Raw genomic sequence first — 25614 nt, forward strand, 5'->3', positions numbered from 1 at the left:
CAGGGTTTAAAGCTAAACCCTATATATTTTTCATCGAAATATAAATTTTATCGCTAAAACTATAATTTTTAATGTATTATGAAAAAATTAGGGGTATAATTATAATAATAACATAATTTTGCTGATATATTTTGAATTCAATAATTTAATTTAATATTGATTAGCTCAATGAAAGAAAAAATAGAAGCATTTATGGATGAAATCAAGGCCAGGAATGGTCATGAGCCAGAATTCATCCAAGCGGTACAAGAAGTTGCAGACACTGTAATACCATATATTGCTCAGCATGAAATATATAATGGCAAGAATATTTTGTTAAGAATGGTAGAGCCAGAAAGGCTTTTATCCTTTAGGGTTGCATGGGTAGATGATGATGGAGAGATTCATGTAAACCGCGGATACCGAATACAGATGAATTCTGCAATAGGCCCTTATAAAGGTGGATTACGTTTTCACCCAACGGTAAATGCAAGTATACTTAAGTTTTTGGCCTTTGAGCAAGTCTTTAAAAATAGTTTAACTACACTTCCTATGGGAGGTGGAAAAGGAGGTTCGGATTTTGACCCAAAGGGCAAATCCGATGATGAGGTAATGAGATTCTGCCATGCATTTATGTTGGAACTTAACCGACATATTGGTCCAAATACGGATGTTCCTGCCGGTGATATTGGCGTAGGAGCACGGGAAATAGGATTCTTGTTCGGGATGTACAAAAAAATCCGAAATGAGTTTACCGGGGTATTAACTGGAAAAGGTCTTTCTTGGGGTGGGTCAAAAATTAGACCGGAAGCCACGGGTTATGGTACCGTATATTTTGCCCAGAACATGTTAAAAACTAGAGGCCAGGATTTTGAGGGCAAGTCTGTCGTAATTTCCGGATCTGGAAATGTGGCACAGTATGCAGCGGAAAAGGTAATTCAATTGGGTGGGAAGGTTATTACCCTTTCAGATTCTAGTGGATTTATTTATGATGCGGATGGTATCGATACTGAAAAGCTAGAGTTTGTTATGGACTTGAAAAACAATAAAAGAGGACGCATTTCTGAGTATGTTGAGAAATTTTCAAATGCGAATTATCACGAGGGCAAAACACCTTGGGAGATTAAATGTGATATTGCTTTGCCATGTGCTACACAGAATGAGTTGAACGAAGAGGATGCAAAACAGTTATTGGACAACGGATGCATTTGTGTAGCGGAAGGTGCCAACATGCCTTGCACCGCAGATGCAGTTCATGCTTTCCATGATGCAAAAATTCTTTTTGCACCCGGTAAGGCTTCCAATGCAGGAGGTGTTGCCACATCCGGTTTGGAGATGTCCCAAAACTCGTTGCGTATTAGCTGGACACGTGAGGAAGTAGATGATAAACTAAAAGGAATTATGGCAGATATCCATGATTCTTGTATTGAATACGGAAAAGAAGAAGATGGATATTGTAACTATGTAAAAGGAGCTAACATCGCAGGATTCGTTAAAGTTGCCGACGCCATGTTGGCACAGGGAGTAATCTAACATTCTTAAGAATAAACTATACAAGAGCCGAGCAATTTGATTGCTCGGCTCTTCTGTTTTCAGGACTTATTTACCCTGTACTATCCTATATTTGCTAAAAGTTTCCATACTCTATGCAAGTTACCACAAAGGCTATCGTATTAACTTCTCTTAAATATGGAGATACGAGCTTAATTGTAAAGGTGTTCACGGAATCCGATGGGTTAAAATCCTATTTGTTAAGGGGTATTTTGGCGACTAGGAAAGGAAAAGTAAAAAAGGCGTTGTTCCAACCCTTGACGCAATTGGAATTGGTGGCCAATCATAGAAATAAAGGTTCCTTGGAACATATAAAAGAAGCCAAGGTACACCACCATTATCAAACGTTACATACTAATTTTGTAAAGAATGCATTGGCCATGTTTTTAGCGGAAATGCTCGGAAACAGTGTTCATGAAGAGGAAGCAAATCTGGAGCTGTATGATTTTTTGGAAGCATCCTTGCAATGGTTGGATTTACATAAAGAGATTGCCAATTTCCATTTGTATTTTTTATTGATTTTGACCAAGTATTTAGGGTTTTATCCGGATACAAATAATATAAAAGCTCCATACTTCGATTTACAGGAAGGGGAATTTATTTCTACATCCTCCCTCAATCCCATTTTATCCGGAGAAAATCTTTTGTTTTTTAAATCCTTCTTAGGCATAAATTTTGATGCGATTAATACAGTAAAAATGAAAAAAAGCCATCGCCAAGAATTGCTGCAATCTTTAGTTTTATACTATGAGTTGCACTTGCAAGGTTTTAGAAAACCTAAATCACTGGCGGTCCTTAATGAAGTATTCAGTTAATATGCATAGATTTTTACCCCTCTTTGTTTTTTTCTTCGTGTTTATAGGGTGGTCCCAACAAGTGACCGTTTTAGATGATGAAACCAATGAACCCATACCCAATGTGGCTATTTTTAACCCTGATAAAACTAAAATAAGTATAACGGATTTCGATGGAAATTTCGATGTCTCTGTTTTTATGGATGAGGATAGGCTCATCTTTAAGCATATAAGTTACGAACTTAAAAAAGCAACAAGACTTCAACTCATAAAGAATGATTATAAAATTCATTTGGTTATGAAACCCGAGAGATTGGATGAAGTGGTTATGTCAGTTTCGAAGTGGGAACAACAAAAAAAGGAAATCCCAAATAAAATTGTTTCACTTGATGCACAGACTATTGCTTTTATTGCACCACAGACTTCCGCGGATCTTCTGCAGAGTAGTGGAAAAGTGTTTGTACAAAAAAGTCAGTTGGGGGGAGGGAGTCCTATGATAAGGGGTTTTGCAACAAATAGGTTAGTGCTTTCCGTGGATGGTGTACGAATGAATAACGCTATTTTCAGAGGTGGAAATTTGCAAAATGTCATTTCCATTGATCCATTTACCATAAGAAACACGGAAATTATTTTTGGACCAGGCTCGGTAATATATGGTAGTGATGCTATAGGTGGGGTAATGAACTTCTATACCAAGCGGCCTGTTTTGAGCCAAAAGGGAGACTCCCAAATTTCGGGAAATGCCAATTATCGCTTTTCTTCTGCAAATATGGAGAACACCATACATGCAGATATCAATCTGGGAAAGAAAAAATGGGCATCTCTCACAAGCTTCACGTATAATGATTTCCAAGACTTGAAAATGGGAAGTAATGGCCCAAACTCCTATTTGCGCAATAATTATGTACGTACCATAAACGGGGAAGATATACTTGTGCCCAACGAAGATCCCAGGAAACAGATTACATCAGGCTATAATCAGAAAAATTTCATGCAGAAATTTCTGTACAAACCAAGTGTAAATTGGGATTTGAATATTGGAGCGTATTTTTCGGAAACTTCTAATTACTCACGATATGATAGACTAATTAGGCCTTCTCGGGATGGTGATGGACTAAGATCTGCGGAATGGTACTATGGACCTCAAAAATGGTTTATGGGTAATATGCAGTTGAAAAGGAAAGGTAATGGAAAATTATATGATACCTTTAAATTTACTGTCGCCTACCAACATTTTGAAGAAAGTAGAAATAATAGGGATTTTCAGGACATTATATTGAATACTACAATGGAAAAAGTGGATGCCCTAAATCTGAACCTGGATTTTGAGAATAAGAAAATAGGTAATTTTAAACTATACTATGGAGGAGAATTTATTAATAATAAAGTAGGTTCTCAAGGTTCTGATACCAATATAGAAACTAAAGGCACAACGGAAGCAGCCTCTAGATATCCAGATGGGGCTACATGGAAGAGTTTGGCGGGTTACATCAACGGAGAATATAAGGCAAAACCCAATTTTATTCTGATGTCCGGATTACGCTATAGCCATGTTTGGATTGATGCCATGTTCGATCGTACGTTCTATGCCTTTCCTTTTGAAGAAGCGGATGTAAGTACCGGAGCATTAACAGGAAGCTTGGGTTTTAGTTGGTTTCCCAAGCAGGATTTACAAATAACTTTTAACGGATCTACTGGATTTAGGGCTCCAAATGTGGATGATATTGGTAAAATATTTGATTCCGAGCCTGGCTCTGTGGTTGTTCCAAATCCCGACTTGGAATCGGAATATGCCTATAACGTGGAACTAGGAATCCAAAAGAACTTTAAGGATAAGGTCGTTTTAAAGGGGGCAACTTTCTATACCTATTTAGTGGATGCACTTGTTAGAAGAGATTTTAGTTTTAATGGACTGGCCCAAATTGAATACGATGGTGAATTGAGTAATGTACAAGCCATTCAAAATGCTGCTAAGGCTTATGTATATGGTTTTGAATTTGGGTTGGATGCGTTTCTATCGGACCATTGGTCCTTAGCATCCAATTTGACCATCACTGAGGGTATCGAAGAAGAAGAGGACGGTACGAATTCGCCGGCAAGACATGCCCCTCCGACTTTTGGTGATTTTCATCTAAAATGGAAAAACGAAAAATTAACGACCGATTTATTTGTGAATTACAATGGAGAAATAGCTTATGATGATTTGGCCTTATCGGAAAGATCCAAGGATTATATCTATGCAGCGGATACCAATGGCAATCCCTATGCCCCTTCGTGGTATACCTTAAATTTTCGTTCCCAGTATGCCTTTACCAATAATTTAAATGCAATAGTAAGCTTGGAAAATATTACCAATCAGCGCTATAGAACATATTCCTCTGGCATTGTAGCTGCTGGTAGCAATCTTGTAGTGGGGTTTGGCTATCATTTTTAAACAAAAAAGGCCCGAATTTTCGGACCTCTTTTATAATATTTAAAAGAACTATTGTTCTATTGAATCTTTTATTTCTTCAGCTTTGTCGGATACTTTATCTGCAGCCTTTTTCGTGGCATCTTTTACTTCCTCTCCAGCTTTTTTGACCGTTTTTATGGCATCTTCAGTAGCCTCTTCAGCCGAGTCTAGAGCTTTGGAACCTGCTTCTTGTAAATCCTCACCCGCTTCTTTTAGGTCGTTTCCTGCCTCTTCTAAAGCTTCTCCGGCTTGCGATGCGGCATCATTTGCTTTTTCTGCTGTTTCCCTGCAGGAAACAAAGGAGACACTTAGGGCCAAAATAAGAATCGTACGAAGTGCTAATTTTTTCATGATGTTAATTTTTAGTGTTTGTGTAAAATTATATACGACTAAAACGCCAATCTGGATCAAAGCTTAATTTTCTAAATGCGAAACACCATTTCATGCCGCCGCAGCGCCTCAATTCCAACTAAATTAATTAATTTTGCAGGCTTAAAACCCAGAACCATAAGCATTTCGTATGAAGTTCGCAGAATATAAGGGATTAGACTTGCCAAAAGTTGCAGATGAAGTTTTAAACTACTGGAAAACAGCGGATATCTTTGATAAGAGTATTACTTCTAGAGAGGGTAAGGACAATTATGTCTTTTATGAAGGTCCACCGTCCGCCAATGGAATGCCTGGAATACACCATGTAATGGCACGTACCATAAAAGATATTTTTCCAAGGTACAAGACCATGAAAGGGTTTCAGGTAAAAAGAAAAGCCGGATGGGATACGCATGGACTACCAATTGAGTTAGGTGTTGAAAAGGAATTAGGTATTACTAAGGAGGACATTGGTGTAAAAATATCGGTAGAAGAGTATAACGCAGCTTGTAAAAAGGCCGTAATGCGTTATACGGATGTTTGGAACGCGATGACCGAGCAAGTTGGTTATTGGGTAGATATGGAAGACCCTTATATTACCTACAAGTCTAAATACATGGAATCTGTTTGGTGGTTGCTAAAACAGATTTACGATAAAGGACTAATTTATAAGGGATATACCATTCAGCCATATTCGCCGAAGGCAGGAACGGGACTTAGTTCACATGAATTAAATCAACCGGGAACCTATCAAGATGTTACTGATACAACGGTTACCGCTCAGTTTAAGGCGGTAGAGGAAACACTGCCCGAGTTTCTGAAAAATGAAGGGACCATTTTTTTCCTGGCGTGGACGACAACTCCATGGACCCTTCCTTCCAATACGGCCTTAACCGTAGGTTCAAAAATCGACTATGTACTTGTAGAGACCTATAATCAATATACTTTCGAACCCATGAATGTTATTCTCGCTAAAAATTTAGTAGGAAAGCAATTCACGGGGAAATATTTTGAAGTTGAGCAAAAGTCAGATTTATTGGGCTATAGTGCTGGAGACAAAAAGATTCCGTTTTATCAGGTAAAGGAATTTAAAGGGAAAGATCTAGTTGGTATAAAATATGAACAGTTATTGGATTATATACTGCCCTACGAAAATGCCGAAAATGCATTTCGCGTTATTTCCGGAGATTTTGTGACAACTGAAGATGGTACTGGGATAGTACACACCGCACCAACCTTTGGTGCTGACGATGCCTTGGTTGCAAAACAGGCCACACCGGAAATTCCTCCTATGTTGGTGCTAGATGAAAATACAAATCTGGTTCCTTTGGTGGACTTGCAAGGAAAGTTTAGACCAGAATTGAAGGAGCTTGGCGGAAAATACGTTAAGAACGAATATTATGATGAAGGAGAAGCGCCAGAGCGATCGGTTGATGTGGAAATAGCTATAAAACTAAAAGAAGAAAACAAAGCCTTTAAGGTTGAAAAATATGTACACAGCTATCCCAATTGCTGGCGAACGGATAAACCAATATTGTACTATCCTTTAGACTCATGGTTCATTAAAGTTACGGATATAAAAGACCGTATGTTCCAATTAAACCAGACCATTAACTGGAAGCCAAGAGCGACCGGGGAAGGCCGTTTTGGAAATTGGTTGGCGAATGCCAATGACTGGAACCTATCCAGGTCTAGATATTGGGGAATACCATTGCCTATTTGGAGAACAGAGGATGGTAAAGAGGAATTGATTATCGGATCCGTAGCGGAGTTAAAGTCCGAAATGGAAAAGGCAGTCACAGCAGAAGTACTGGAGAAGGATATTTTTGAGGAGTTCGTTGTGGGTGATATGTCGGAGATCAACTATGAAAAAATCGATTTACATAAAAACATCGTAGACCGGATTACATTGATTTCGCCTACTGGCAAACCCATGAAGCGCGAGAGCGATTTAATTGATGTTTGGTTTGATAGTGGGTCAATGCCCTATGCGCAGTGGCACTATCCTTTTGAGAACAGGGAATTAATTGATGCGGGGAAAACATTTCCGGCCGACTTTATTGCAGAAGGTGTAGATCAGACCAGAGGGTGGTTTTATACCTTACATGCAATAGCGACTATGGTATTCGATTCTGTTGCCTATAAAAATGTTGTTTCCAATGGATTGGTCCTGGATAAGGAAGGAAAGAAAATGTCCAAGCGGCTGGGTAATGCCGTTGATCCATTTGATACCATGAAAGAGCATGGTGCCGATGCTACCCGTTGGTATATGATCAGCAATGCAAATCCATGGGATAATCTCAAATTCGATACAGAAGGTATCATTGAGGTGAAACGTAAGTTTTTTGGTACTTTGTACAATACGTATTCCTTTTTTGCGCTCTATGCGAACATTGATGAGTTTAGTTATTCCGAAGAAAACATTCCAATAAATGAAAGACCGGAAATTGACCGATGGATTTTGTCCGAATTAAATTCCTTAGTCGCTTTGGTGGACGAAGCTTATGCGGATTACGAACCAACAAGAGCCACGAGGGCTATTTCTGATTTTGTACAGGAGAACTTGAGCAACTGGTATGTGCGCTTATGTAGGAGAAGATTTTGGAAGGGTGACTACCAAAAGGACAAAATAGCCGCTTACCAAACCCTCTATACTTGTTTACTTACAGTTTCTAAACTTTCCGCCCCAGTAGCTCCATTTTTTATGGACAAGCTGTACAAGGATTTGGTCGCAACTACCAACAGAGAACCTTTTGAGAGTGTACACCTTGCGGATTTCCCAAAATCTGATTTAAATTTAATAGATTCCGGCTTGGAACAGAAGATGAAAAAAGCTCAAACCATTTCCTCTTTGGTGCTTTCTATTCGTCAGAAGGAAAAGATCAAAGTACGACAGCCGTTACAAAAGATAATGATTCCTATTCTGGATGAGCAGGACAAACAGGATATTTTGGCAGTTTCCGAGTTGATAAAATCTGAAGTAAACGTCAAGGAAATTCAATTATTGGATGATGCTTCAGGAGTACTTGTTAAGCGCATAAAACCTAACTTTAAGACTTTGGGGCCTAAGTATGGAAAAGAAATGAAACAAATTGCCACGGCTATAGGTGCTCTAAATCAGGAGGATATCCAAAAAATTGAACAAGAAGGCGAATTATCCCTACAAATAGAGAATAAAAGCATTATTTTACAGTTTCAGGATGTAGAGATTAGTTCTCAGGATATAGAAGGTTGGCTTGTAGCCTCATCCGGTAAAACAACGGTTGCCCTGGATGTGACTATAAACGACGATCTGAAAAAGGAAGGTATTGCTAGGGAACTTGTCAATAGAATTCAAAATTTAAGAAAGGAATCTGGTTTTGAAGTGACTGATAAAATTGATATTAAGATACTCAAGGACGGTCTGGTAGAACAGGCGGTTACCAGTAATCTTAATTATATAAAAGCGGAAACTTTGACAGCCGAATTAGATTTTGAGGAAAATTTGGACAATGGCACTGAAATTGCCTTTGATCAGGTGAACACTAAATTGTTTATTACAAAACATTAACGAAATGGCAGAAGATTTAAAAGAAAGATACTCCGATAAGGATTTAGCAGAATTCAAGGGGTTAATAGAAGAAAAGATAGTAAAAGCAAAAAGTCATTTGGAGTTGCTTAAGAGTTCTTATATGAACGACGGTAACAACGGAACTGATGATACCTCCCCGACCTTCAAGGCTTTCGAAGAAGGGTCGGAAACCATGAGTAAGGAGGCTAACACCCAATTGGCCATTAGGCAAGAAAAGTTCATTAGGGATTTAAAGAATGCACTTCTCAGAATTGAAAACAAAACCTATGGGATTTGCCGTGTTACAGGTAAACTTATAAATAAGGAACGTTTAAAATTAGTTCCCCATGCAACCTTGAGCATAGAAGCCAAGAACATGCAAAAATAACTAGGACGCCTTTCGGGGCGTTTTTTAATGGTTTATTTTGAAGTTATTTGCCCTCATCTTATTATTAGTGCCTTTGAATATGACGGCACAAAAAAAAGTCCATAAAGTAGTATTGAATGAATCCATAAAGATGATTCAAGTCAATGCCGAGAACTGTTATAAAGTAGTTTTGGTAACTGGAGAGAACAACGCTATTGAAGTGGAAGCTCAGATGGATGGTGAATATAGCAAGGACCTGCAGATGAAAGTTTTTGAGACTGGTAATACCTTAGAACTTGGTGCAGGATTTCAACCTGTTTTTAAAAATCCAAACGATAAATTAAGTGCACACAAAGTAATTTCCATTGCATTGAAAATTACTGTTCCGGAATTTAAAAGTATTCAAGTATTTGGTAGTAGTTCAAGGGTTATAGCCTATGGCAAGTATTCTAATTTGAATATTACACTTTCGGACGGTACTTGTGAGCTGCATAAAGTCTCGGAGGAAGTAAATGTAAGAACACAAAGTGGAAATATTTTGGTTTATTCACATAGCGCAAGAATTAATGCAGATACAAAATATGGGCAACTTTCAAATAATCCTATACCCAAAGGCAATAGTCATTACAATATAAATTCGGTTACTGGCAATATCATCCTCAATTATACCGAATAATATTTCTATTTTTGCGCCGTTGAATAAGCACATGAACCTAAAAAAGTCAATCTTCCTTATTTTGTTAATACTCCTAATAGACCAATGGAGTAAAATATATATAAAAACGCATTTCGTTTTAGGTGAATCTGTAGATGTGTTTAGTTGGTTTAAAATTCTTTTTATCGAGAATGAGGGTGCAGCTTGGGGTGCCAAATTAAGCGATATACTGCCTATTTCAGATGCTATCGGTAAATTGGTGTTGACTATTTTTAGATTATTCGCAATTGTTGGAATTGGTTATTGGTTGTTTGATGTAGTGAAAAAGCAGTCTTCCAAGACGTTGATAATTGCTGTTTCCTTAATTTTCGCTGGAGCTTTGGGTAATATATTGGACTCCGTTTTTTATGGACTAATTTTTGACGATAGCTATAACCAAGTAGCTACATTATTCACGGATGAACCTTATGGTGAGCCCTTTTATGGTAAGGTAGTGGATATGTTATATTTTCCCTTGATAGATACAACTTGGCCCGATTGGGTGCCTTTTTTAGGCGGAAGCAATTTTAGATTTTTCGAACCTGTTTTCAATATTGCCGACACAGCGATAAGTACTGGGGTAGGTATATTATTGGTCTTTAATAAAAAGGCATTTGGCAAGGAGGAAGAAATAACGGATACACCTGAAGTTTCTGAAAAAAATAATCAAGAGTCTTTAAAGGAATAATTGGTTTCTGGAGTTACACAATAGTCTAGTGGAACATCATTTGTATTGACATCTGAAATTGATTCTTCTGCTTCAAAAAAACTTAGTCCAACTTTTACAACTTCCTTCTTACAGTTATAAAGAAAATTATCATAATACCCTTTTCCATAACCAACTCTATTTCCTTTTAAATCAAAGGCTAGTAGTGGAATAAAAACCACATCAATTTTATATGGGTCGATTTCAATACCATTTTCGGGCTCTGGAACTCCCCACTTACTATTTTTAAACTTGGTGTTATCTGTTAGTAGAAAATGTTTTAATGCATTTGAATGAACTTTGGGAACGACTACATTCTTGTCCTTTCCTTGTAAAATAGACAATATATTTAAGGTGTCAACTTCTTTTTTGGAGGAAATAGGTAAGAAGATATGATAAAAATCTTCTGACCAGATAGAAAGCTTTAAAACGTTGTTTGAAATTACTAGACTTTTCGAAGCGACTTCAAAAGGGGTAAGCTCTTTTCTAAGAGCGTAATATTTTGTTCGCAAATCTTTCTTCAACATTATTGAAAAATGATTTGAAATTTATTGTTAAGTACTTTACTCTTTTCCTGCAACAGCAAAGAAAACTTTAAAAAATAGCATCAAAATGAGATAAGTGCCAAGGGTTATAATGTAGTTTTCCATATTCAATAAATAAGTATCCGAGGTTTTGAACTGCTTAAATTTAAGTAAAAAAAACATTAAATATCCTTGAAAAGCACATTTTAACCGTTAAAAAGCACTTTTTTATATGAAAATTAACAGATTAAAGAATATTATAAAGTGTTAAATCAACACAACATGCTGATAAATAGAAGATTATGTATTTTTAATGGCAAATTAATTTTAGAAATGATATTTTGAGTTAACCTAGGTTAATTTATGTGAGTATTAATTTAAATTCTATCCATACTCAAAAAAACATTTACCTAGAGTTAAAAACAATTAAAAACCGTTTTCGTTTCGGGAAAACCACGTAATTTCAAAATCTAAATTGACTTTAATTTCTCCAAAATTTTATGTCCCAAATACCTATAGATGTACAATTAAGTTCCCTTCCAAGCGGACCTGGTGTTTATCAGTTTTACGATAAAGATGGTAAAATACTATATGTAGGAAAAGCAAAAAACCTTAAAAAGCGTGTTTCTTCTTATTTTACAAAAAAGCATGAATATGGAAAGACAAGGGTTTTAGTAAAAAAAATAAAAAAGATAAACCATATCGTTGTTCCTACCGAATCCGATGCACTTCTATTGGAGAATAACTTAATAAAGGAATACAAGCCTAGATATAATGTATTATTAAAAGATGACAAATCTTATCCATGGCTGTGCTTAAAAAAAGAACGTTTTCCCAGATTGTTTCCTACTAGAAGAGTTATAAAAGATGGTTCCGAATATTACGGGCCATATACAAGTATGAAGACTGTTCGTACTCTTTTGGATTTAATTAAAAGTGTTTATCCCTTAAGAACTTGTAATTATGATCTTTCTGAGACAAAGATTAATAGTGGTAAGTATAAAGTTTGCCTGGAATATCATCTTGGAAACTGTAAAGGGCCTTGCGAAGGTCTACAATCGTCCGAAGATTACAATAGGCAAATAGAAGATATCAAGGAGATAGTCAAAGGAAATTTTAAATCTTCCTTGCAATACTTTAAAGGGCAAATGAAGTCCTTGGCCGCTGAAATGAAATATGAAGAAGCACAACGTATAAAGGATAAAATAGATGTTCTGGAAAACTACCAGGTAAAATCGACTATTGTGAACCCGAAAATAAGCAATGTGGATGTTTTCACTATTATTTCGGACAACGCCCTGGCCTATGTTAATTTTTTACAGCTATCTCATGGTTCCATTATTCGTTCACATACCATGGAAATAAAAAAGAAATTGGATGAAACCAATGAAGAATTACTTCAATTGGCCATAGTGGAGATACGACAACGTTTTAATTCCCAATCCAAGGAACTTTATTTGCCCTTTAAAGTTGAACTGGACGAATCCTTAAAAGTAACAGTGCCAAAGCTTGGCGACAAGAAAAGGCTTTTGGAGCTTTCTGAGCGTAACGCCAAATTCTTTAGACAGGAACGTTTCAATCAAATCAAGATAATAGATCCTGATAGGCACACCAAAAGGATTATGGCCCAAATGAAGAAGGACCTGCGACTAAATGAAGAGCCTAGGCATATTGAGTGTTTCGATAACAGTAATATACAAGGAACCAATCCAGTAGCTGCCTGTGTAGTATTTAGGGATGGAAAACCAAGTAAAAAGGAATATCGGCACTTTAATATAAAGACTGTAGTTGGACCCGATGATTTTGCATCCATGGAAGAAGTCGTATCTAGAAGATATAAACGTCTTTTAGAAGAAGAAGAATCCTTACCTCAATTAATTATTATTGACGGAGGAAAAGGACAGCTTTCTTCGGCATTAAAAAGTTTGGATGCCCTAGGGTTAAGAGGAAAAATTGCTATCGTAGGTATTGCTAAACGATTAGAGGAAATTTATTTTCCTGGGGATACCATTCCCCTTTATTTGGACAAGAAATCGGAAAGTCTTAAGATTATTCAGCATTTAAGGAATGAAGCTCACAGATTTGGTATAACTTTTCACAGAAATAAGAGAAGTAAGGGAGCCATTAGTTCTGAGCTCGAAAAAATTGATGGTATAGGGGAAAAGACAGCTAGGGAATTATTGAAGAAATTTAAATCGGTAAAACGTATTAAGGAAGCGTCAATGAATCATTTGGCTGATGTAGTAGGGCCTTCTAAAGCAAAAAAAATTTATGAGTCGTTTCACTAAACAGGAAAAACTAAATACATGGGTAGGCCAATGCCTAGTCATTTTAGTAGTAATCCTTGTTTCCATAAATGCTACTGCGCAATCCACGAATTCAAAAAAACAAAAAGTTGGACTTGTGCTAAGTGGAGGTGGGGCAAAAGGGCTCGCACATATAGGAGCCTTGAAGGTAATTGAAGAGGCAGGCGTAGAAATCGACTATATTGGAGGTACAAGTATGGGTGCAATAGTGGGTGCTTTATATGCCGCCGGGTATAGTGCTTCGGAATTGGATTCAATATTTAGGGCCACAGATTTTGTCAATTTAATTCAGGATAATCTCCCAAGAAACGCCAAGACATTTTATGAAAAGGAGGACTCTGAACGCTATGCTCTTACCCTACCCTTTGATAATTTTAAGGTTAGCGTGCCAACGGCATTTTCTGGAGGTCAAAATATTTATAATGAGCTGGTTAGATTACTATATCATGTAAAGGATGTTGAAGATTTCTCAAAATTGCCTATTCCTTTTGTTTGTATTGCTACCGATATAGAATCCGGAGAGGAGGTTGTTCTTAACTCTGGATACCTTCCACAGGCCATAATGGCCAGTGGTACGCTACCTTCACTTTTTGAACCTTCGAGCATCGATGGTAGGGTGTTAATTGATGGAGGAGTGGTAAATAATTATCCAATAGACAAGGTAAAGGATATGGGAGCTGACGTTATTATTGGAATCGATGTTCAACATGGGCTATCGAGTAGGGATGCCCTATTATCCGCTACGGAAATACTACTACAAATTAATAACTATAGAACGGTTAGGGACATGGTTGAAAAATCCAAAAAAACCGATATATATATTAAACCCAAAATAGAGGGCTTTACCGTGATTGAGTTCGATAAGACTGGGGAAATAATTGAGAGGGGGGAAATTGCCGCAAAGGAAAAAATGAACGAGTTGGAACAGCTTGCCGGAAGCTCCATTTCGAGGAAAGTTCCTGTTAACATTATTGGGGTAAATGATACTATAACTATTAATAGGTTGATAATCAATGGGAATAACCAGCATACTCGGGGTTATGTAAAAGGAAAACTGAGGTTTAATCTAGCAGAGCCCATAACATTTAAAAAATTGCAGCAAGGGATAAGTAACCTAACGGCAACCGGCAACTTTACAACGAATAGGTACAAGTTGGTTTCAAACGGACTAGGTGAAGATTTAATATTAAGATTGAATGAAACGCCTAATACCTCGTTCATTAGATTAGGGGCACACTATGACGACCTTTATAAAAGTGCAGCAATTATAAATTTTACGAAGAGGAACTTGATGTTGAGGGATGATGTAATTTCTTTTGACCTTATTTTAGGGGACAATGTTAGGTATAATTTTCAATATTATGTGGATAAGGGAACTTATTGGAGTTTTGGCCTTAACTCTAGATTTAATGCGTTTAGTCAAGACATAAGTTTTGATTTGATACAGCAGAATTTTGAAGTGCCATTGGGGACAAATCTGAACACCCTAAATATTGATGTTTCAGACTTTACCAATCAATTATATATTCAAACCGTCCTTCAGGAAGAATTTGCTTTTACCTTAGGTGCGGAATTTAAATACTTGAAATACAGCACCAGGACCATTCAACCTTTTGCAGGCGAAACTTCTACTCCAAGTCCAACGACCTCCAATGAAAGAACATTTTTTGAAAATGGAAGTTTCTTAAGTGTTTATGGAAATTTAAAACTGGATACATATGACGATCGCTATTTCCCTACCAAAGGCTTGTTTTTTGAGGGCGATATGCATTATTATATTTTATCTTCCGACTATAACCAAAATTTCAAGGATTTTTCTGTTTCTAAGGCTAGGATGGGAATGGCTTTACCTATATCGAACAAGCTTTCCATTAATATTGAAACTGAGGGAGGTTTTAAGTTGGGAACTTCAGGAGTAACAACATTTGATTTTGTTCTTGGGGGGTACGGAACCGATCTGATAAATAACTTCACACCATTTCTTGGGTATGATTTTTTGAGCCTACCTGGTAATAGTTATGTAAAGGCTTATGGAAGAATGGATTATGAGTTTATCAAGAAAAACCACCTTTTATTTGCAGCTAACTATGCCAATGTTCAGGATGACCTTTTTAGAACCGGTGAGTGGTTTACGTCACCGGACTTTTCCGGTTATGGAGTTGGCTATGGGTGGGAGTCATTTATAGGACCGGTTCAGGTTCTTTATTCATGGTCACCGGAAAGGCAAAACTCCAATTTTTTCTTTAGCATAGGGTATTGGTTTTAATAAAGACCAAAAAATGGGATGGTTTTTTCTTAACAGAATCACAAATGGAATACCAAAATGTGAATTACTGTTAAGTTGAAAGTTAAAGTAAGTTAAAACCTACCGTGGTAGAAAATGAAGTTTTAATTTTACTCATGTAAGGGGTGGTTCCCTTACAACTTTAAGTATTGGTTTTTCATAATTTAAAGTTTGGTTGGTTATTTAGGAAAAGCCCAGTTTTATGACTGGGCTTTTTTTATACAATACTTTGGAATAAATTTTGTTTAAGATATTGTAAGGTTGTTTATTGATAAGTAATTGAATAGTATTTTTATAAAAAAATCAGTGTATGAAGAAGGCTTTGATTTTATTATTTTTAATGGTTGCAGGGAACTCGTTTGCCCAAAACCAGAAATCTGCCTTTGAGTCTGGAGAATGGTTGAAATTTAGAATGCACTATGGATTTTTAAATGCCAGTTATGCAACCCTACATGTGAAAAATGCCAAGATTGATTCTATCCCTGTTTACCACGTTGTGGGTCATGGAGAGACAACGGGTTTTGCAAGTCTGTTTTTTAAGGTAGATGATACTTATGAAAGTTATTTTGATAAGGAGGATGGGAGGCCCTATAAATTTATAAGAAAGATAAATGAAGGAGGCTATACCAAAGATGTTGAAATCAATTTTCATCATGATAAGGACAAAGCCGTCCTTAATGATAAAAAAAACAAGAAAAAGTTTAATTTTGCCCTTCAAGATAGCATACAGGATTTAATTTCTGCGTTCTACTTTTTGCGAAATAATTATGAGCCGGAAGACTTGGTTGTAGGTGAAGCCATTGACTTGAAGATGTTGTATGATGATGATGGTGTCTTTAATTTCAAGCTTAAATACCTTGGGAAGGAAATTGTAAACACCAAATACGGTAAGGTAGAATGTCTTAAGTTTAGGCCCTTGGTTCAATCTGGTAGGGTATTTAAGGAAAAGGAAAGTTTATCGCTTTGGGTTTCAAATGACGATAATCGAATTCCTATCAGGATTAAAGCGGATTTAGCGGTTGGTGCTATAAAGGCAGATTTGGATGGCTACAATGGTCTAAAGCATCAATTCAAGATAATAATGGATTAAATCAGAATGGAAGATAAAGATCGGGTCAAATCTCAAATTTTAAAACTTGAGGAAAAGTATAGGGATTCTGGCCAAGATTTAAGTTCCTATTTAGATGGTTTGCTTTATCAGCGTTACTTGACGTATTGGGACTATATCCATTTAGATACGCTTTTAAGTCTTCAAGTTCCGAGAACCCACTTTCCAGATGAGGAAATATTCATCATGTACCATCAAATTACGGAGTTATATTTTAAACTCATTTTACATGAACAAAAGCAACTTGTAGATGATAAATCTCAAAATCTGGAATTTTTCATAGAGAAATTGAGGAGAATCAATAGTTATTATACCGCCCTGATATCTTCTTTTAGTATTATGATCAAGGGTATGGAAAAAGAGCAATTTTTGCAGTATAGAATGGCCTTATTGCCAGCAAGCGGGTTTCAGTCGGCTCAATTTAGAATGATAGAAATATATTCCACACCGCTTGAAAACTTAGTACACGAATCCAAAAGAGATGAATTTTCAAAAGAAAATACAGTGGAGGAACTATATGAAAACATATATTGGAAAAAAGGGGCCACAGATATTTCAACGGGTGAAAAAACCCTGACATTAAAGCAATTCGAATATAGATACACTCCTAGATTGGTTCGTACGGCCAAGCAATTGTTAAATAACACAATTTATCATAAATACTTAGCTTTGCCTGGCATGGCTCAGCAAAATAAAGAATTGCTTAGCGCGTTAAAAACAATGGATTTGAATGCAAATGTCAACTGGCCATTAATGCATATGGGTTCAGCCCATCGATATTTGGGGAAAGATTCAGGTGACTTGGATGCAACTGGAGGTACAAATTGGAAAGAATATTTACCACCTAGTTTTCAAAAAGTGGTGTTCTTTCCAACTATATATACAGAAGAGGAATTAAATAATTGGGGGAAACAATGGGTGGACCATATCTTTAACCCCAATAAACTAAATACCATAGAGTAAATGCGAAAATATTGGGGCATAATATTTACGTTAGTTTTAATAGGGGCATGTAAGCAAGAAAAGGTTGTGGTTAGCCATGAAGAACTTAAAATAAGCCCGATTGAAGATCCCGTAGTAATGCAATTCGGATTTAATTTTGACGAATTCAATGTTCATCAAGATACCATTAAATATGGTGACAGTTTTGGGGAATTAATGCTAAAGAATAAGGTTGATTACCCAAAAATAGCGACGATTTCCGAAAAATATCGTGACACTTTCGATGTTCGTAGAATACGGGTAGGTAAACCTTATTTAATATTAAAATCGAAGGATACAACAGAAACGGCTGAAGTTTTTATTTACGAAAATAACCCTATAGATTATACCGTTGTAGACCTTAGGGATAGTGTACAGGTCTACAAAGGGAAGAAGGAAGTAAAATATGTGGAGCGAGAAGTCTCCGGAATTATTGAAACCAATTTGTCCGAGGCAATATTAGACCAAGGAATAGACTATAATGTTACCCACAACCTCGCAAATGTCTATGCATGGACCATAGACTTTTCCATGTTGCAAAAGAATGACAAGTTTAAGGTCATCTATAAGGAAAAATACATCAATGATAGTATATATGCAGGTGCCGAACCCATTGACGCGGCATATTTTGAGCATAATGGGCGACCAATTTATGCATTTGCCTATGAAAATGATTCGCTAAAAAGCTTGGTAGATTATTTTGATGAAGAGGCGAACAACTTAAGAAGAACTTTTCTTAGAATGCCCGTTGAGTTTGGTCGATTATCTTCTCGATACAATCTTAAAAGAAGAATTAGATATTACGGTTATAAAATTAGACCCCATAAGGGTACCGATTATGCCGCATCTATTGGAACTCCTATTATGGCCACTGCTGACGGTACGGTTACGGAATCTACGAGAAGAGGGGGCAACGGAAAATATGTCAAGATTAGACATAACGAAACCTATTCCACCCAATATCTGCATATGAAGAAGCAGAACGTAAAGAAAGGTCAGTTTGTTCGCCAAGGCGATGTAATTGGTTGGGTTGGAATGACGGGAAATACGGGAGGCCCACATGTATGCTACCGTTTTTGGAAAAACGGAAGACAGGTAGACCCATTAAAGGAAGAGCTTCCACAGGCAGAACCTTTGGCAGAGCCACTAAGACCAGATTATTATGCTTATATAAACCCTATAAAAGAACAATTGGATTGTATAGTTTATCCTGAAAAAGTTGAAGAAGAAGACTTGTTAACACTTAATGAAATAGATGGCACTAAATAACATAGACCCCACTACTACCAATGCGTGGGATAAATTAAACCAACACTTTAAAGATTCAAACAAGACTAAAATTAAGGACCTATTTGCGAAGGATATGGATAGGGCGGACAGTTTTAGCATTAAGTGGAACGATTTTCTTTTGGACTACTCCAAGAACAGGATTACAAAAGAAACCATGGGGCTGTTATTCATATTGGCAGACGAACTCAATTTAAAGGATGCCATAGATAAGTATTTCAATGGGGATCAAATAAATCAAACCGAGGGTAGGGCCGTTTTACATACGGCATTAAGAGCGAAGGAGTCTGATGAAATAATGGTAGATGGAGAAAATGTTGTACCTGAGGTTTATGAAGTAAAAAAGCATATCAAGGAATTTTCTGAATCTATAATTAGCGGTAAAAGTAAGGGGTACACAGGCAAAAAATTTACCGATGTAGTAAATATTGGAATAGGAGGTTCAGATTTGGGTCCCGCAATGGTCACCGAAGCTTTGAAATTTTATAAGAACCATTTGAACGTACAATTTGTGAGCAATGTCGATGGAGACCATGTTCATGAAATTTTAAGGACCCTAAACCCAGAAACTACCTTGTTCGTTGTGGTGTCCAAAACATTTACCACCCAAGAGACCTTAAGTAATGCGACAACCATTAAAAAATGGTTTTTGGAGCATGGTACGCAGGAAGATATTGCAAAGCACTTTGCAGCCGTATCAACCAATACCGAAAAAATTTCCGAATTTGGAATTGCGGATAAAAATGTCTTTCCTATGTGGGATTGGGTCGGGGGAAGATTTTCACTTTGGAGTGCGGTGGGACTTTCCATAGCACTGGCTGTAGGCTATGATAATTTTGATGCCATGTTGCAAGGGGCCAATACTATGGACAGCCATTTTAAGGAAACGGATTTCTCGGAGAACCTTCCGGTAATCATGGCACTCATAAGTATATGGTACAACAACTTTTACCTTGCAGAAACAGAAGCTATTATTCCCTATGCACAATACCTAAGTCGGTTCTCAGCGTATTTACAGCAAGGTATTATGGAAAGTAATGGCAAGAGTGTTGCAAGAAACGGAAAACGTGTGGGCTATGAGACCGGGACCATAATTTGGGGAGAACCAGGTACAAATTCCCAACATGCATTTTTTCAATTGATACATCAGGGAACCAAGCTAATTCCGACAGATTTTATTGGTTATAAAAATTCATTACACGGCAATACAGATCATCATAATAAATTAATGGCCAATTTCTTTGCCCAGACCGAGGCTTTAATGAACGGAAAAACACAGGATGAAGCAGCTGCCGAATTAAAGGGACAAGGCCTCTCTAAAAAAGAAATAGACAATCTAGCACCTTACAAGGTTTTTGAAGGTAATAAACCAACAAACACACTATTAATAGATAAACTGACTCCTAAAAGTTTAGGTGCTCTCATTGCTTTATATGAACATAAGATTTTTGTTCAGGGTATAATCTGGAATATCTTTAGCTATGACCAATGGGGTGTAGAACTGGGAAAACAATTGGCCGGAACTATTTTAAAGGATATAGAAGGTGACAATTTATCCTCTCACGATAGTTCAACATTACGACTTTTGCAATTTTTTAAGAGTTGATTTGTATGATTCGTATTTTTTAATAAAACGCGGTAACTTCTTCATAATCAGTATTTGTTTTGTTTTTTTTCCGTTAAATTTGCACCGGTGATTTAACGTTCCCTTAACGTAAAAGGTCTAAAAATGGGAGACTTTTGCACCAGTTATAAAAACTAACAAATACTAGAAAAAATGAAAAAAATCTACTTTGCATTTGCGGCATTTTTATTGACTGCTACTGCTTTTTCACAAACGACGATTACAGGTACTGTGGTAGATGGTGAAATGGGAGGCCCATTACCAGGCGCTACTGTTGTGGTAAAAGGTACTTCAAATGGAACTTCTACCGATTTCGACGGAAACTTTACGATTGAAGCATCTGCTTCTTCAGGAACTTTAAGAATTTCATATATTGGTTTTATAGCGCAAGAAGTTTCCTTCAATGGAGGAAGCGTTGGAACTATTTCACTTATGCCTAGCGCTGAAGAATTGGAAGGCGTTGTAGTTACTGGGGTTCAAGATATTGCAAAGGACAGAAAAACACCGGTTGCGGTATCAACTATTAAGGCAGAGGAAATTCAGTTGAAGTTAGGTTCTCAAGAATTTCCTGAGATATTGAATACTACTCCTTCAATATATGCTACTAAATCGGGTGGTGGTTTTGGAGATGCGCGTGTTAATATACGTGGTTTTGATACCAATAACTCGGCTGTAATGATTAATGGTGTTCCTGTTAATGACATGGAAAATGGTCAGGTATACTGGAGTAACTGGGCCGGACTTTCGGACGTAACTTCTGCAATTCAAGTGCAAAGAGGTCTAGGTTCTTCAAAGTTGGCCGTATCCTCCGTGGGTGGTACCATTAATGTGATTACAAAAACTTCTTTAAATGCAGAAGGTGGCGCCATTGGTGCTACTGTAGGTAATGATGGTTATGTAAAGACATTGGCATCTTATTCCTCAGGTTTATTGGATAATGGCTTATCTGCTTCTTTGCTATTAAGTAGAACAGGTGGAAGTATGTATGCTGATGGGACCAAATTTGAAGGCTATAATTTCTTTTTAGGCTTAGGTTATACATCTGGAGACCATAGTTTGGAATTTATGGTTACCGGAGCTCCACAATGGCACCACCAAAGAAGTTTTGCTCCTTCTATTGCGGATTATATCACGTATGGAGACGGAGATGGTGAACCAAACAGAAAATATAATAGTGACTGGGGTTATTTAAATGGCGAAGAATATAACTTTAGACGTAATTTCTACCACAAGCCGGTTATAAGCTTGAACTGGAACTGGGAAATTTCAAGTAAAACAACCCTTGAAACTTCTGCCTATGCATCTTTTGGACGTGGTGGAGGAACTGGAGAAATAGGAGAAATCAATGGAACGAGACAGTTTGCCCTGCCAAAATCTGCTGATGGTCTGGTTAGAGTCGATGATATTTTTGCCTATAACAGTGGTCAATTGGTTCCTGATTTCAGTGCCACACCTAGAGAACAGATAAATGGGCTTTATTTAAATAACAGTGATCAAAACCCAAATGAGAACAATACCAATGGTATTACCAGAAGGGCTTCGGTTAATTCTCATAACTGGTACGGTCTTTTGGCTAACTTCAATAATCGAATTTCAGACGACTTGACGATCGATTTTGGAATTGACTTAAGAAGGTATACAGGTTATCACTACAGAAGAGTAAATGATCTCTTGGGTGGAGATGCTTATCAAGAAACTGATAACAGAAATGATCCAAATCAAATTTTCAATGAAACGTATAAGGCCAATCAGCCTTGGTGGGTCTTTGGAAATATAGATGATGAGGAAAAAATAGATTATTATAACACAGGATTGGTAAATTGGTTAGGTATTTTTGGACAGGTAGAGTATAACTTCACACCGGATATTACTGCCTTTGTTCAAGGGGCTTTATCCAATCAAGGTTTTGCAAGGGAAGAATTTTTCAACGAAACTCCTCCAGAAAAGACAGATTATGAAAATATTTTAGGCGGTAATGTAAAAGGAGGTTTAAACTGGAACCTTGATGCTAGAAATAATGTATTTGCTAATGCAGGTTATTATTCAAAACAACCTTTGTTTGACGCAGTTTACATCAACTTTGGTAACAACCTAAATCCAAACTTAACAAATGAGAAAATAGTTGGTTTTGAGTTGGGTTATGGTTATAGAAGTTCAAAATTTAGAGCGAATGTGAACTTATATACTACAAGTTGGAAGGATAGGTTTGCTAATGCCAGTGCCACTTTCAATGCTGGTCAACCCGATGAAATTAGGGGAACAGCAAATTTATTGGGAATCAAACAAGTGCATACGGGTATAGAAATGGACGGTCGTTTTCAGGCCAGTGATAAAATTGCCTTGACAGGTATGATTTCAGTTGGAAATTGGGAATATAAGGACGATGTAAATGCGACTTATTTTGATAATGACCAAAATCCAATTGTAATAGGTGGTGTAGAACAACAAGAAACATTGGAATTGGATGGTATAAAAGTCGGTGATGCAGCTCAATTTACGGCAGCGCTTATCGCAGATTACAATATACTTGATAATCTTAGTGTCGATTTCGGTTACCGTTATGCGGATAATTTATATGCTCAATTTGATCCAACAGATGTAGGTCCAGAAGGATCACTTAAATTACCTTCATTTGGACTTGCCGATGCAGGTGCCACATTCAGAGTTCCTTTTGATGATAAGATGTTGAGCTTCCGTTTAAACGTGAATAACGTGTTTGATACGACGTACATTGCGGAATCCGATACCAACATCTTCGCCCAACCTGGAGATGATACCTATGATGGTATAAGTACAAGTAACCGAGTGTTCTTTGGTTTTGGAACAACTTGGAACTTTAGCGCAAGGTTCAATTTTTAATAAGTTATATACATAAAAGGAACCCTACCGAACGGTAGGGTTTTTTTATGCTTAAAAATCACTATTTTTAAATTTCACAAAAACAACACTATGTACGAAACTATTCAAATGCTGCATTCCTATTTGGCCTATGTAGCTTTGGCAATTTTAATTATTGCCGTGGTTAATGCCGTCTCAGGACTTGTTAGCAAACGAGTTTTTACGATGAACAAGGATTTAAGAATTAGCTTGTTCGCCCTTATTCTTTGCCATATTCAGCTTTTGGTAGGCCTAATTCTATATTTTGTGTCACCAAGTGGGTTAAGTGCCATTCAAGAATTTGGAATGGGAGGTCTAACCTCTGCCGCAAGATTATTGGCTGTAGAACACCCATTTGTTAATATTCTGGCGATTGCCGCCATTACTATTGGCTGGTCTAGACATAAGAAGTTCGTAGAAGGAGATAAAAAATTTAAAAGTATCGCCATTTTTTATGGAATTGGATTAGTTTTAATTTTGAGTAGAATACCATGGAGTCAATGGTTCTAAATACGAGTAAGATGATAAAAAATTATTTGATTGTTTTAATGCTGATAATGGCAAGTGCTATAAATGCGCAAAAGGTAGCATTGTTCAATGGTGAGAATCTGGACGGATGGGAAGTTTTCGGCACCGAAAAGTGGTATGTAGAAGATGGGCTGCTAATCTGTGAAAGTGGCCCGGATGCGGGTTATGGATATTTGGGAACTGAGAAGGAATACAAAAACTTTATTCTGGATTTGGATTTTAAACAAGAAGCGGATGGTAACAGTGGTGTTTTTATACGCTCATCGGTAGAAGGAACTACCGTCAGTGGATGGCAGGTTGAGGTAGCCCCTCCCGGCAAATTTACGGGTGGAGTTTATGAATCTTATGGAAGGCAATGGCTAAAGAAACCAAAACAGGAAAAGGACAGTGCCTTAAAATTTGGGGATTGGAACCACATGACCATCAAAGTGCATGGTAAACAAATAACCTCTTGGCTCAATGGTACGGAGATGGTTTCCTTTAAGGACAGAATTATAGGTAAGGGAGAAGGTTCGATTTTGCTGCAAATCCATGATGGTGGGGGTATTAAAGTAAAATGGAAAAATATAGAGTTAACCCCGTTGGATTAATTCACTGGTTTACTTCCTTGATAAGGTATACAAAGGCGGGAAAATGGTCACTATATCCTCCAATATAGTTTCCACCCGCATATGTTCTTAACGGATATCCCTTATACTTTCCTTTTAGGTCTATAAGATACGGAGCATTGAAGATTCCCGCTTTCCAATAACTATAGCTTTCAGCATTGTTGTTTATGAGGTTTGAGGTTAAATATATCTGATCAAAAAGATTCCATTTGTCTCGGTAAGCCAATGAACCTACTCCCTTTTTAAATAATTTTTCCATGGGCCCGAAGAGGCTCAAGGAGTCCAGTTTTTTTACACTGCCTTCGACCTTTAGGACTTTTTTAAAACTAGGACTTATGGGGTCATCATTGAAATCGCCCATACTTATAATTTTTGCATTTGGATTCAAATACCTTAAGGAATCAATTATTCTTTTATTTAATTCCGCTGCCTTAAGACGATAAGGCCTACTACGCAATTCCCCACCACTTCTAGAGGGCCAGTGGTTAACGATGAAGTATATTTTTTCATTATCAAGGAAACCTTCGACCACCAATTGGTCTCGGGTATAATCTCGTTCACCATCTTCGTTGAACAATAATAATCTTCTGCTAGTGAAAGTAGTGGGTATAAAAACTGTTTTGGCATATAAAAGCCCTACATCTATTCCTCGCTCGTCAGGAGAATCAAAATGAACAATACCGTAGTTCATTTCTTTTATATTAGGGTGATTAACCAGGTCTTTCAGAACTTGCTTATTCTCTACTTCACAAACCCCAATTACATCCGGAGATGATTTTGTGGTTTCGAAACCTACATTGGAAATCACCTTGGATAGGTTATCAATTTTTTTCCAGTAACGAATATCGGTCCAGTGGTCTTTACCATTGGGCGTTCTGTCGTCGTCAAAAATCAAACTGTCGTTCTTGGTATCAAATAGGTTTTCAAGGTTATAGAACGCAATGGTTCGTACCTTATATTCTTTTTTAGTTTGTCCTTGAGTAAATACTCCAGAAAAGATAAAAAAGTAGATTATATATCTCATT

General features: G+C 37.0%; 19 protein-coding genes. 16 read left to right on the forward strand and 3 right to left on the reverse strand.

What is annotated here, in order from left to right; translation table 11 throughout:
• Positions 1-168 precede the first annotated feature (168 nt).
• From gdhA to PP182_RS05275, 3 genes are all read left to right on the forward strand, one after another.
• The gene (gene gdhA, locus PP182_RS05265; RefSeq protein ID WP_272650287.1) at positions 169-1512 is read left to right on the forward strand and encodes an NADP-specific glutamate dehydrogenase; all 1344 of its coding nucleotides are present in this window, start codon (positions 169-171) and stop codon (positions 1510-1512) included.
• A gap of 113 nt (positions 1513-1625) precedes the next feature.
• The gene (recO, locus tag PP182_RS05270) at positions 1626-2345 is read left to right on the forward strand and encodes a DNA repair protein RecO (protein WP_272650288.1); all 720 of its coding nucleotides are present in this window, start codon (positions 1626-1628) and stop codon (positions 2343-2345) included.
• Complete coding sequence (locus PP182_RS05275; RefSeq protein WP_272650289.1) at positions 2329-4758, forward strand: TonB-dependent receptor; 2430 nt, start codon at positions 2329-2331, stop codon at positions 4756-4758. Before recO ends, PP182_RS05275 begins: the two co-directional genes overlap by 17 nt.
• 48 nt (positions 4759-4806) lie before the next feature.
• On the opposite strand, the gene PP182_RS05280 is transcribed toward PP182_RS05275, so the two are convergent.
• Positions 4807-5127 (reverse strand): hypothetical protein, encoded by a 321-nt coding sequence (locus PP182_RS05280; RefSeq protein ID WP_272650290.1) that lies wholly within the window; start codon positions 5125-5127, stop codon positions 4807-4809.
• Positions 5128-5296: 169 nt separating this feature from the next.
• Here PP182_RS05280 and ileS point away from each other — a divergent pair, with 169 nt between their 5' ends.
• The 4 genes from ileS to PP182_RS05300 are packed head-to-tail and all read left to right on the forward strand — an operon-like array spanning position 5297 to position 10444.
• Positions 5297-8695, forward strand: coding sequence for an isoleucine--tRNA ligase (gene ileS / locus PP182_RS05285; protein WP_272650291.1), 3399 nt, complete (start codon positions 5297-5299; stop codon positions 8693-8695).
• Between the two features lie 4 nt (positions 8696-8699).
• On the forward strand, positions 8700-9083 hold the full coding sequence (locus PP182_RS05290) for a TraR/DksA family transcriptional regulator (protein ID WP_272650292.1): 384 nt from the start codon (positions 8700-8702) through the stop codon (positions 9081-9083).
• 37 nt (positions 9084-9120) lie between these two features.
• A complete protein-coding gene (locus PP182_RS05295; RefSeq protein WP_272650293.1) occupies positions 9121-9738 on the forward strand; it encodes a hypothetical protein in 618 nt (205 codons plus the stop codon).
• A 31-nt stretch (positions 9739-9769) separates the two neighbouring features.
• Positions 9770-10444, forward strand: a complete 675-nt coding sequence (locus PP182_RS05300; RefSeq protein ID WP_272650294.1) for a lipoprotein signal peptidase — start codon at positions 9770-9772, stop codon at positions 10442-10444.
• Here the strand turns inward: PP182_RS05300 and PP182_RS05305 are convergent.
• Positions 10423-10989, reverse strand: a complete 567-nt coding sequence (locus PP182_RS05305) for a 5-formyltetrahydrofolate cyclo-ligase (protein ID WP_272650295.1) — start codon at positions 10987-10989, stop codon at positions 10423-10425. The genes PP182_RS05300 and PP182_RS05305 overlap by 22 nt on opposite strands.
• A gap of 497 nt (positions 10990-11486) precedes the next feature.
• Here PP182_RS05305 and uvrC point away from each other — a divergent pair, with 497 nt between their 5' ends.
• From uvrC to PP182_RS05350, 9 genes are all read left to right on the forward strand, one after another.
• The gene (gene uvrC / locus PP182_RS05310; protein ID WP_272650296.1) at positions 11487-13274 is read left to right on the forward strand and encodes an excinuclease ABC subunit UvrC; all 1788 of its coding nucleotides are present in this window, start codon (positions 11487-11489) and stop codon (positions 13272-13274) included.
• Positions 13258-15558: a patatin-like phospholipase family protein gene (locus PP182_RS05315; protein WP_272650297.1), complete on the forward strand. Its 2301-nt coding sequence runs from the start codon at positions 13258-13260 to the stop codon at positions 15556-15558. The genes uvrC and PP182_RS05315 overlap by 17 nt, the downstream gene beginning before the upstream one ends.
• A 328-nt stretch (positions 15559-15886) precedes the next feature.
• Positions 15887-16666 (forward strand): DUF3108 domain-containing protein, encoded by a 780-nt coding sequence (locus tag PP182_RS05320; protein ID WP_272650298.1) that lies wholly within the window; start codon positions 15887-15889, stop codon positions 16664-16666.
• Positions 16667-16672: 6 nt separating this feature from the next.
• Positions 16673-17647, forward strand: a complete 975-nt coding sequence (locus PP182_RS05325; protein WP_272650299.1) for a tryptophan 2,3-dioxygenase family protein — start codon at positions 16673-16675, stop codon at positions 17645-17647.
• Entirely contained in the window at positions 17648-18934 is a 1287-nt protein-coding gene (locus tag PP182_RS05330; RefSeq protein ID WP_272650300.1) for a M23 family metallopeptidase, read from the forward strand.
• Positions 18921-20558: a glucose-6-phosphate isomerase gene (gene pgi, locus PP182_RS05335; protein WP_272650301.1), complete on the forward strand. Its 1638-nt coding sequence runs from the start codon at positions 18921-18923 to the stop codon at positions 20556-20558. Before PP182_RS05330 ends, pgi begins: the two co-directional genes overlap by 14 nt.
• A gap of 171 nt (positions 20559-20729) precedes the next feature.
• Entirely contained in the window at positions 20730-23435 is a 2706-nt protein-coding gene (locus tag PP182_RS05340; protein WP_272650302.1) for a TonB-dependent receptor, read from the forward strand.
• A 90-nt stretch (positions 23436-23525) separates the two neighbouring features.
• Positions 23526-23963 (forward strand): hypothetical protein, encoded by a 438-nt coding sequence (locus PP182_RS05345; RefSeq protein WP_272650303.1) that lies wholly within the window; start codon positions 23526-23528, stop codon positions 23961-23963.
• Positions 23964-23974: 11 nt separating this feature from the next.
• A complete protein-coding gene (locus tag PP182_RS05350) occupies positions 23975-24571 on the forward strand; it encodes a 3-keto-disaccharide hydrolase (protein WP_272650304.1) in 597 nt (198 codons plus the stop codon).
• Position 24572: 1 nt separating this feature from the next.
• On the opposite strand, the gene PP182_RS05355 is transcribed toward PP182_RS05350, so the two are convergent.
• Positions 24573-25613, reverse strand: coding sequence for an endonuclease/exonuclease/phosphatase family protein (locus tag PP182_RS05355; RefSeq protein WP_272650305.1), 1041 nt, complete (start codon positions 25611-25613; stop codon positions 24573-24575).
• Position 25614: the final 1 nt, after the last annotated feature.

Origin of the sequence: Maribacter sp. PR1 (assembly GCF_028464145.1) — a bacterium.
In the GTDB taxonomy this organism is placed as follows: domain Bacteria; phylum Bacteroidota; class Bacteroidia; order Flavobacteriales; family Flavobacteriaceae; genus Maribacter.

Bases quoted from the DNA above. Each gene is read 5' to 3' on its own strand.
- PP182_RS05340 (WP_272650302.1), top strand. From the start codon at position 20,730: ATGAAAAAAATCTACTTTGCATTTGCGGCATTTTTATTGACTGCTACT.
- PP182_RS05350 (WP_272650304.1), top strand. From the start codon at position 23,975: ATGATAAAAAATTATTTGATTGTTTTAATGCTGATAATGGCAAGTGCT.
- gdhA (WP_272650287.1), top strand. From the start codon at position 169: ATGAAAGAAAAAATAGAAGCATTTATGGATGAAATCAAGGCCAGGAAT.
- recO (WP_272650288.1), top strand. From the start codon at position 1,626: ATGCAAGTTACCACAAAGGCTATCGTATTAACTTCTCTTAAATATGGA.
- ileS (WP_272650291.1), top strand. From the start codon at position 5,297: ATGAAGTTCGCAGAATATAAGGGATTAGACTTGCCAAAAGTTGCAGAT.
- PP182_RS05275 (WP_272650289.1), top strand. From the start codon at position 2,329: ATGAAGTATTCAGTTAATATGCATAGATTTTTACCCCTCTTTGTTTTT.
- PP182_RS05320 (WP_272650298.1), top strand. From the start codon at position 15,887: ATGAAGAAGGCTTTGATTTTATTATTTTTAATGGTTGCAGGGAACTCG.
- PP182_RS05315 (WP_272650297.1), top strand. From the start codon at position 13,258: ATGAGTCGTTTCACTAAACAGGAAAAACTAAATACATGGGTAGGCCAA.
- PP182_RS05345 (WP_272650303.1), top strand. From the start codon at position 23,526: ATGTACGAAACTATTCAAATGCTGCATTCCTATTTGGCCTATGTAGCT.
- PP182_RS05330 (WP_272650300.1), top strand. From the start codon at position 17,648: ATGCGAAAATATTGGGGCATAATATTTACGTTAGTTTTAATAGGGGCA.
- PP182_RS05300 (WP_272650294.1), top strand. From the start codon at position 9,770: ATGAACCTAAAAAAGTCAATCTTCCTTATTTTGTTAATACTCCTAATA.
- uvrC (WP_272650296.1), top strand. From the start codon at position 11,487: ATGTCCCAAATACCTATAGATGTACAATTAAGTTCCCTTCCAAGCGGA.
- PP182_RS05325 (WP_272650299.1), top strand. From the start codon at position 16,673: ATGGAAGATAAAGATCGGGTCAAATCTCAAATTTTAAAACTTGAGGAA.
- PP182_RS05305 (WP_272650295.1), bottom strand. From the start codon at position 10,989: ATGTTGAAGAAAGATTTGCGAACAAAATATTACGCTCTTAGAAAAGAG.
- PP182_RS05355 (WP_272650305.1), bottom strand. From the start codon at position 25,613: ATGAGATATATAATCTACTTTTTTATCTTTTCTGGAGTATTTACTCAA.
- pgi (WP_272650301.1), top strand. From the start codon at position 18,921: ATGGCACTAAATAACATAGACCCCACTACTACCAATGCGTGGGATAAA.
- PP182_RS05280 (WP_272650290.1), bottom strand. From the start codon at position 5,127: ATGAAAAAATTAGCACTTCGTACGATTCTTATTTTGGCCCTAAGTGTC.
- PP182_RS05290 (WP_272650292.1), top strand. From the start codon at position 8,700: ATGGCAGAAGATTTAAAAGAAAGATACTCCGATAAGGATTTAGCAGAA.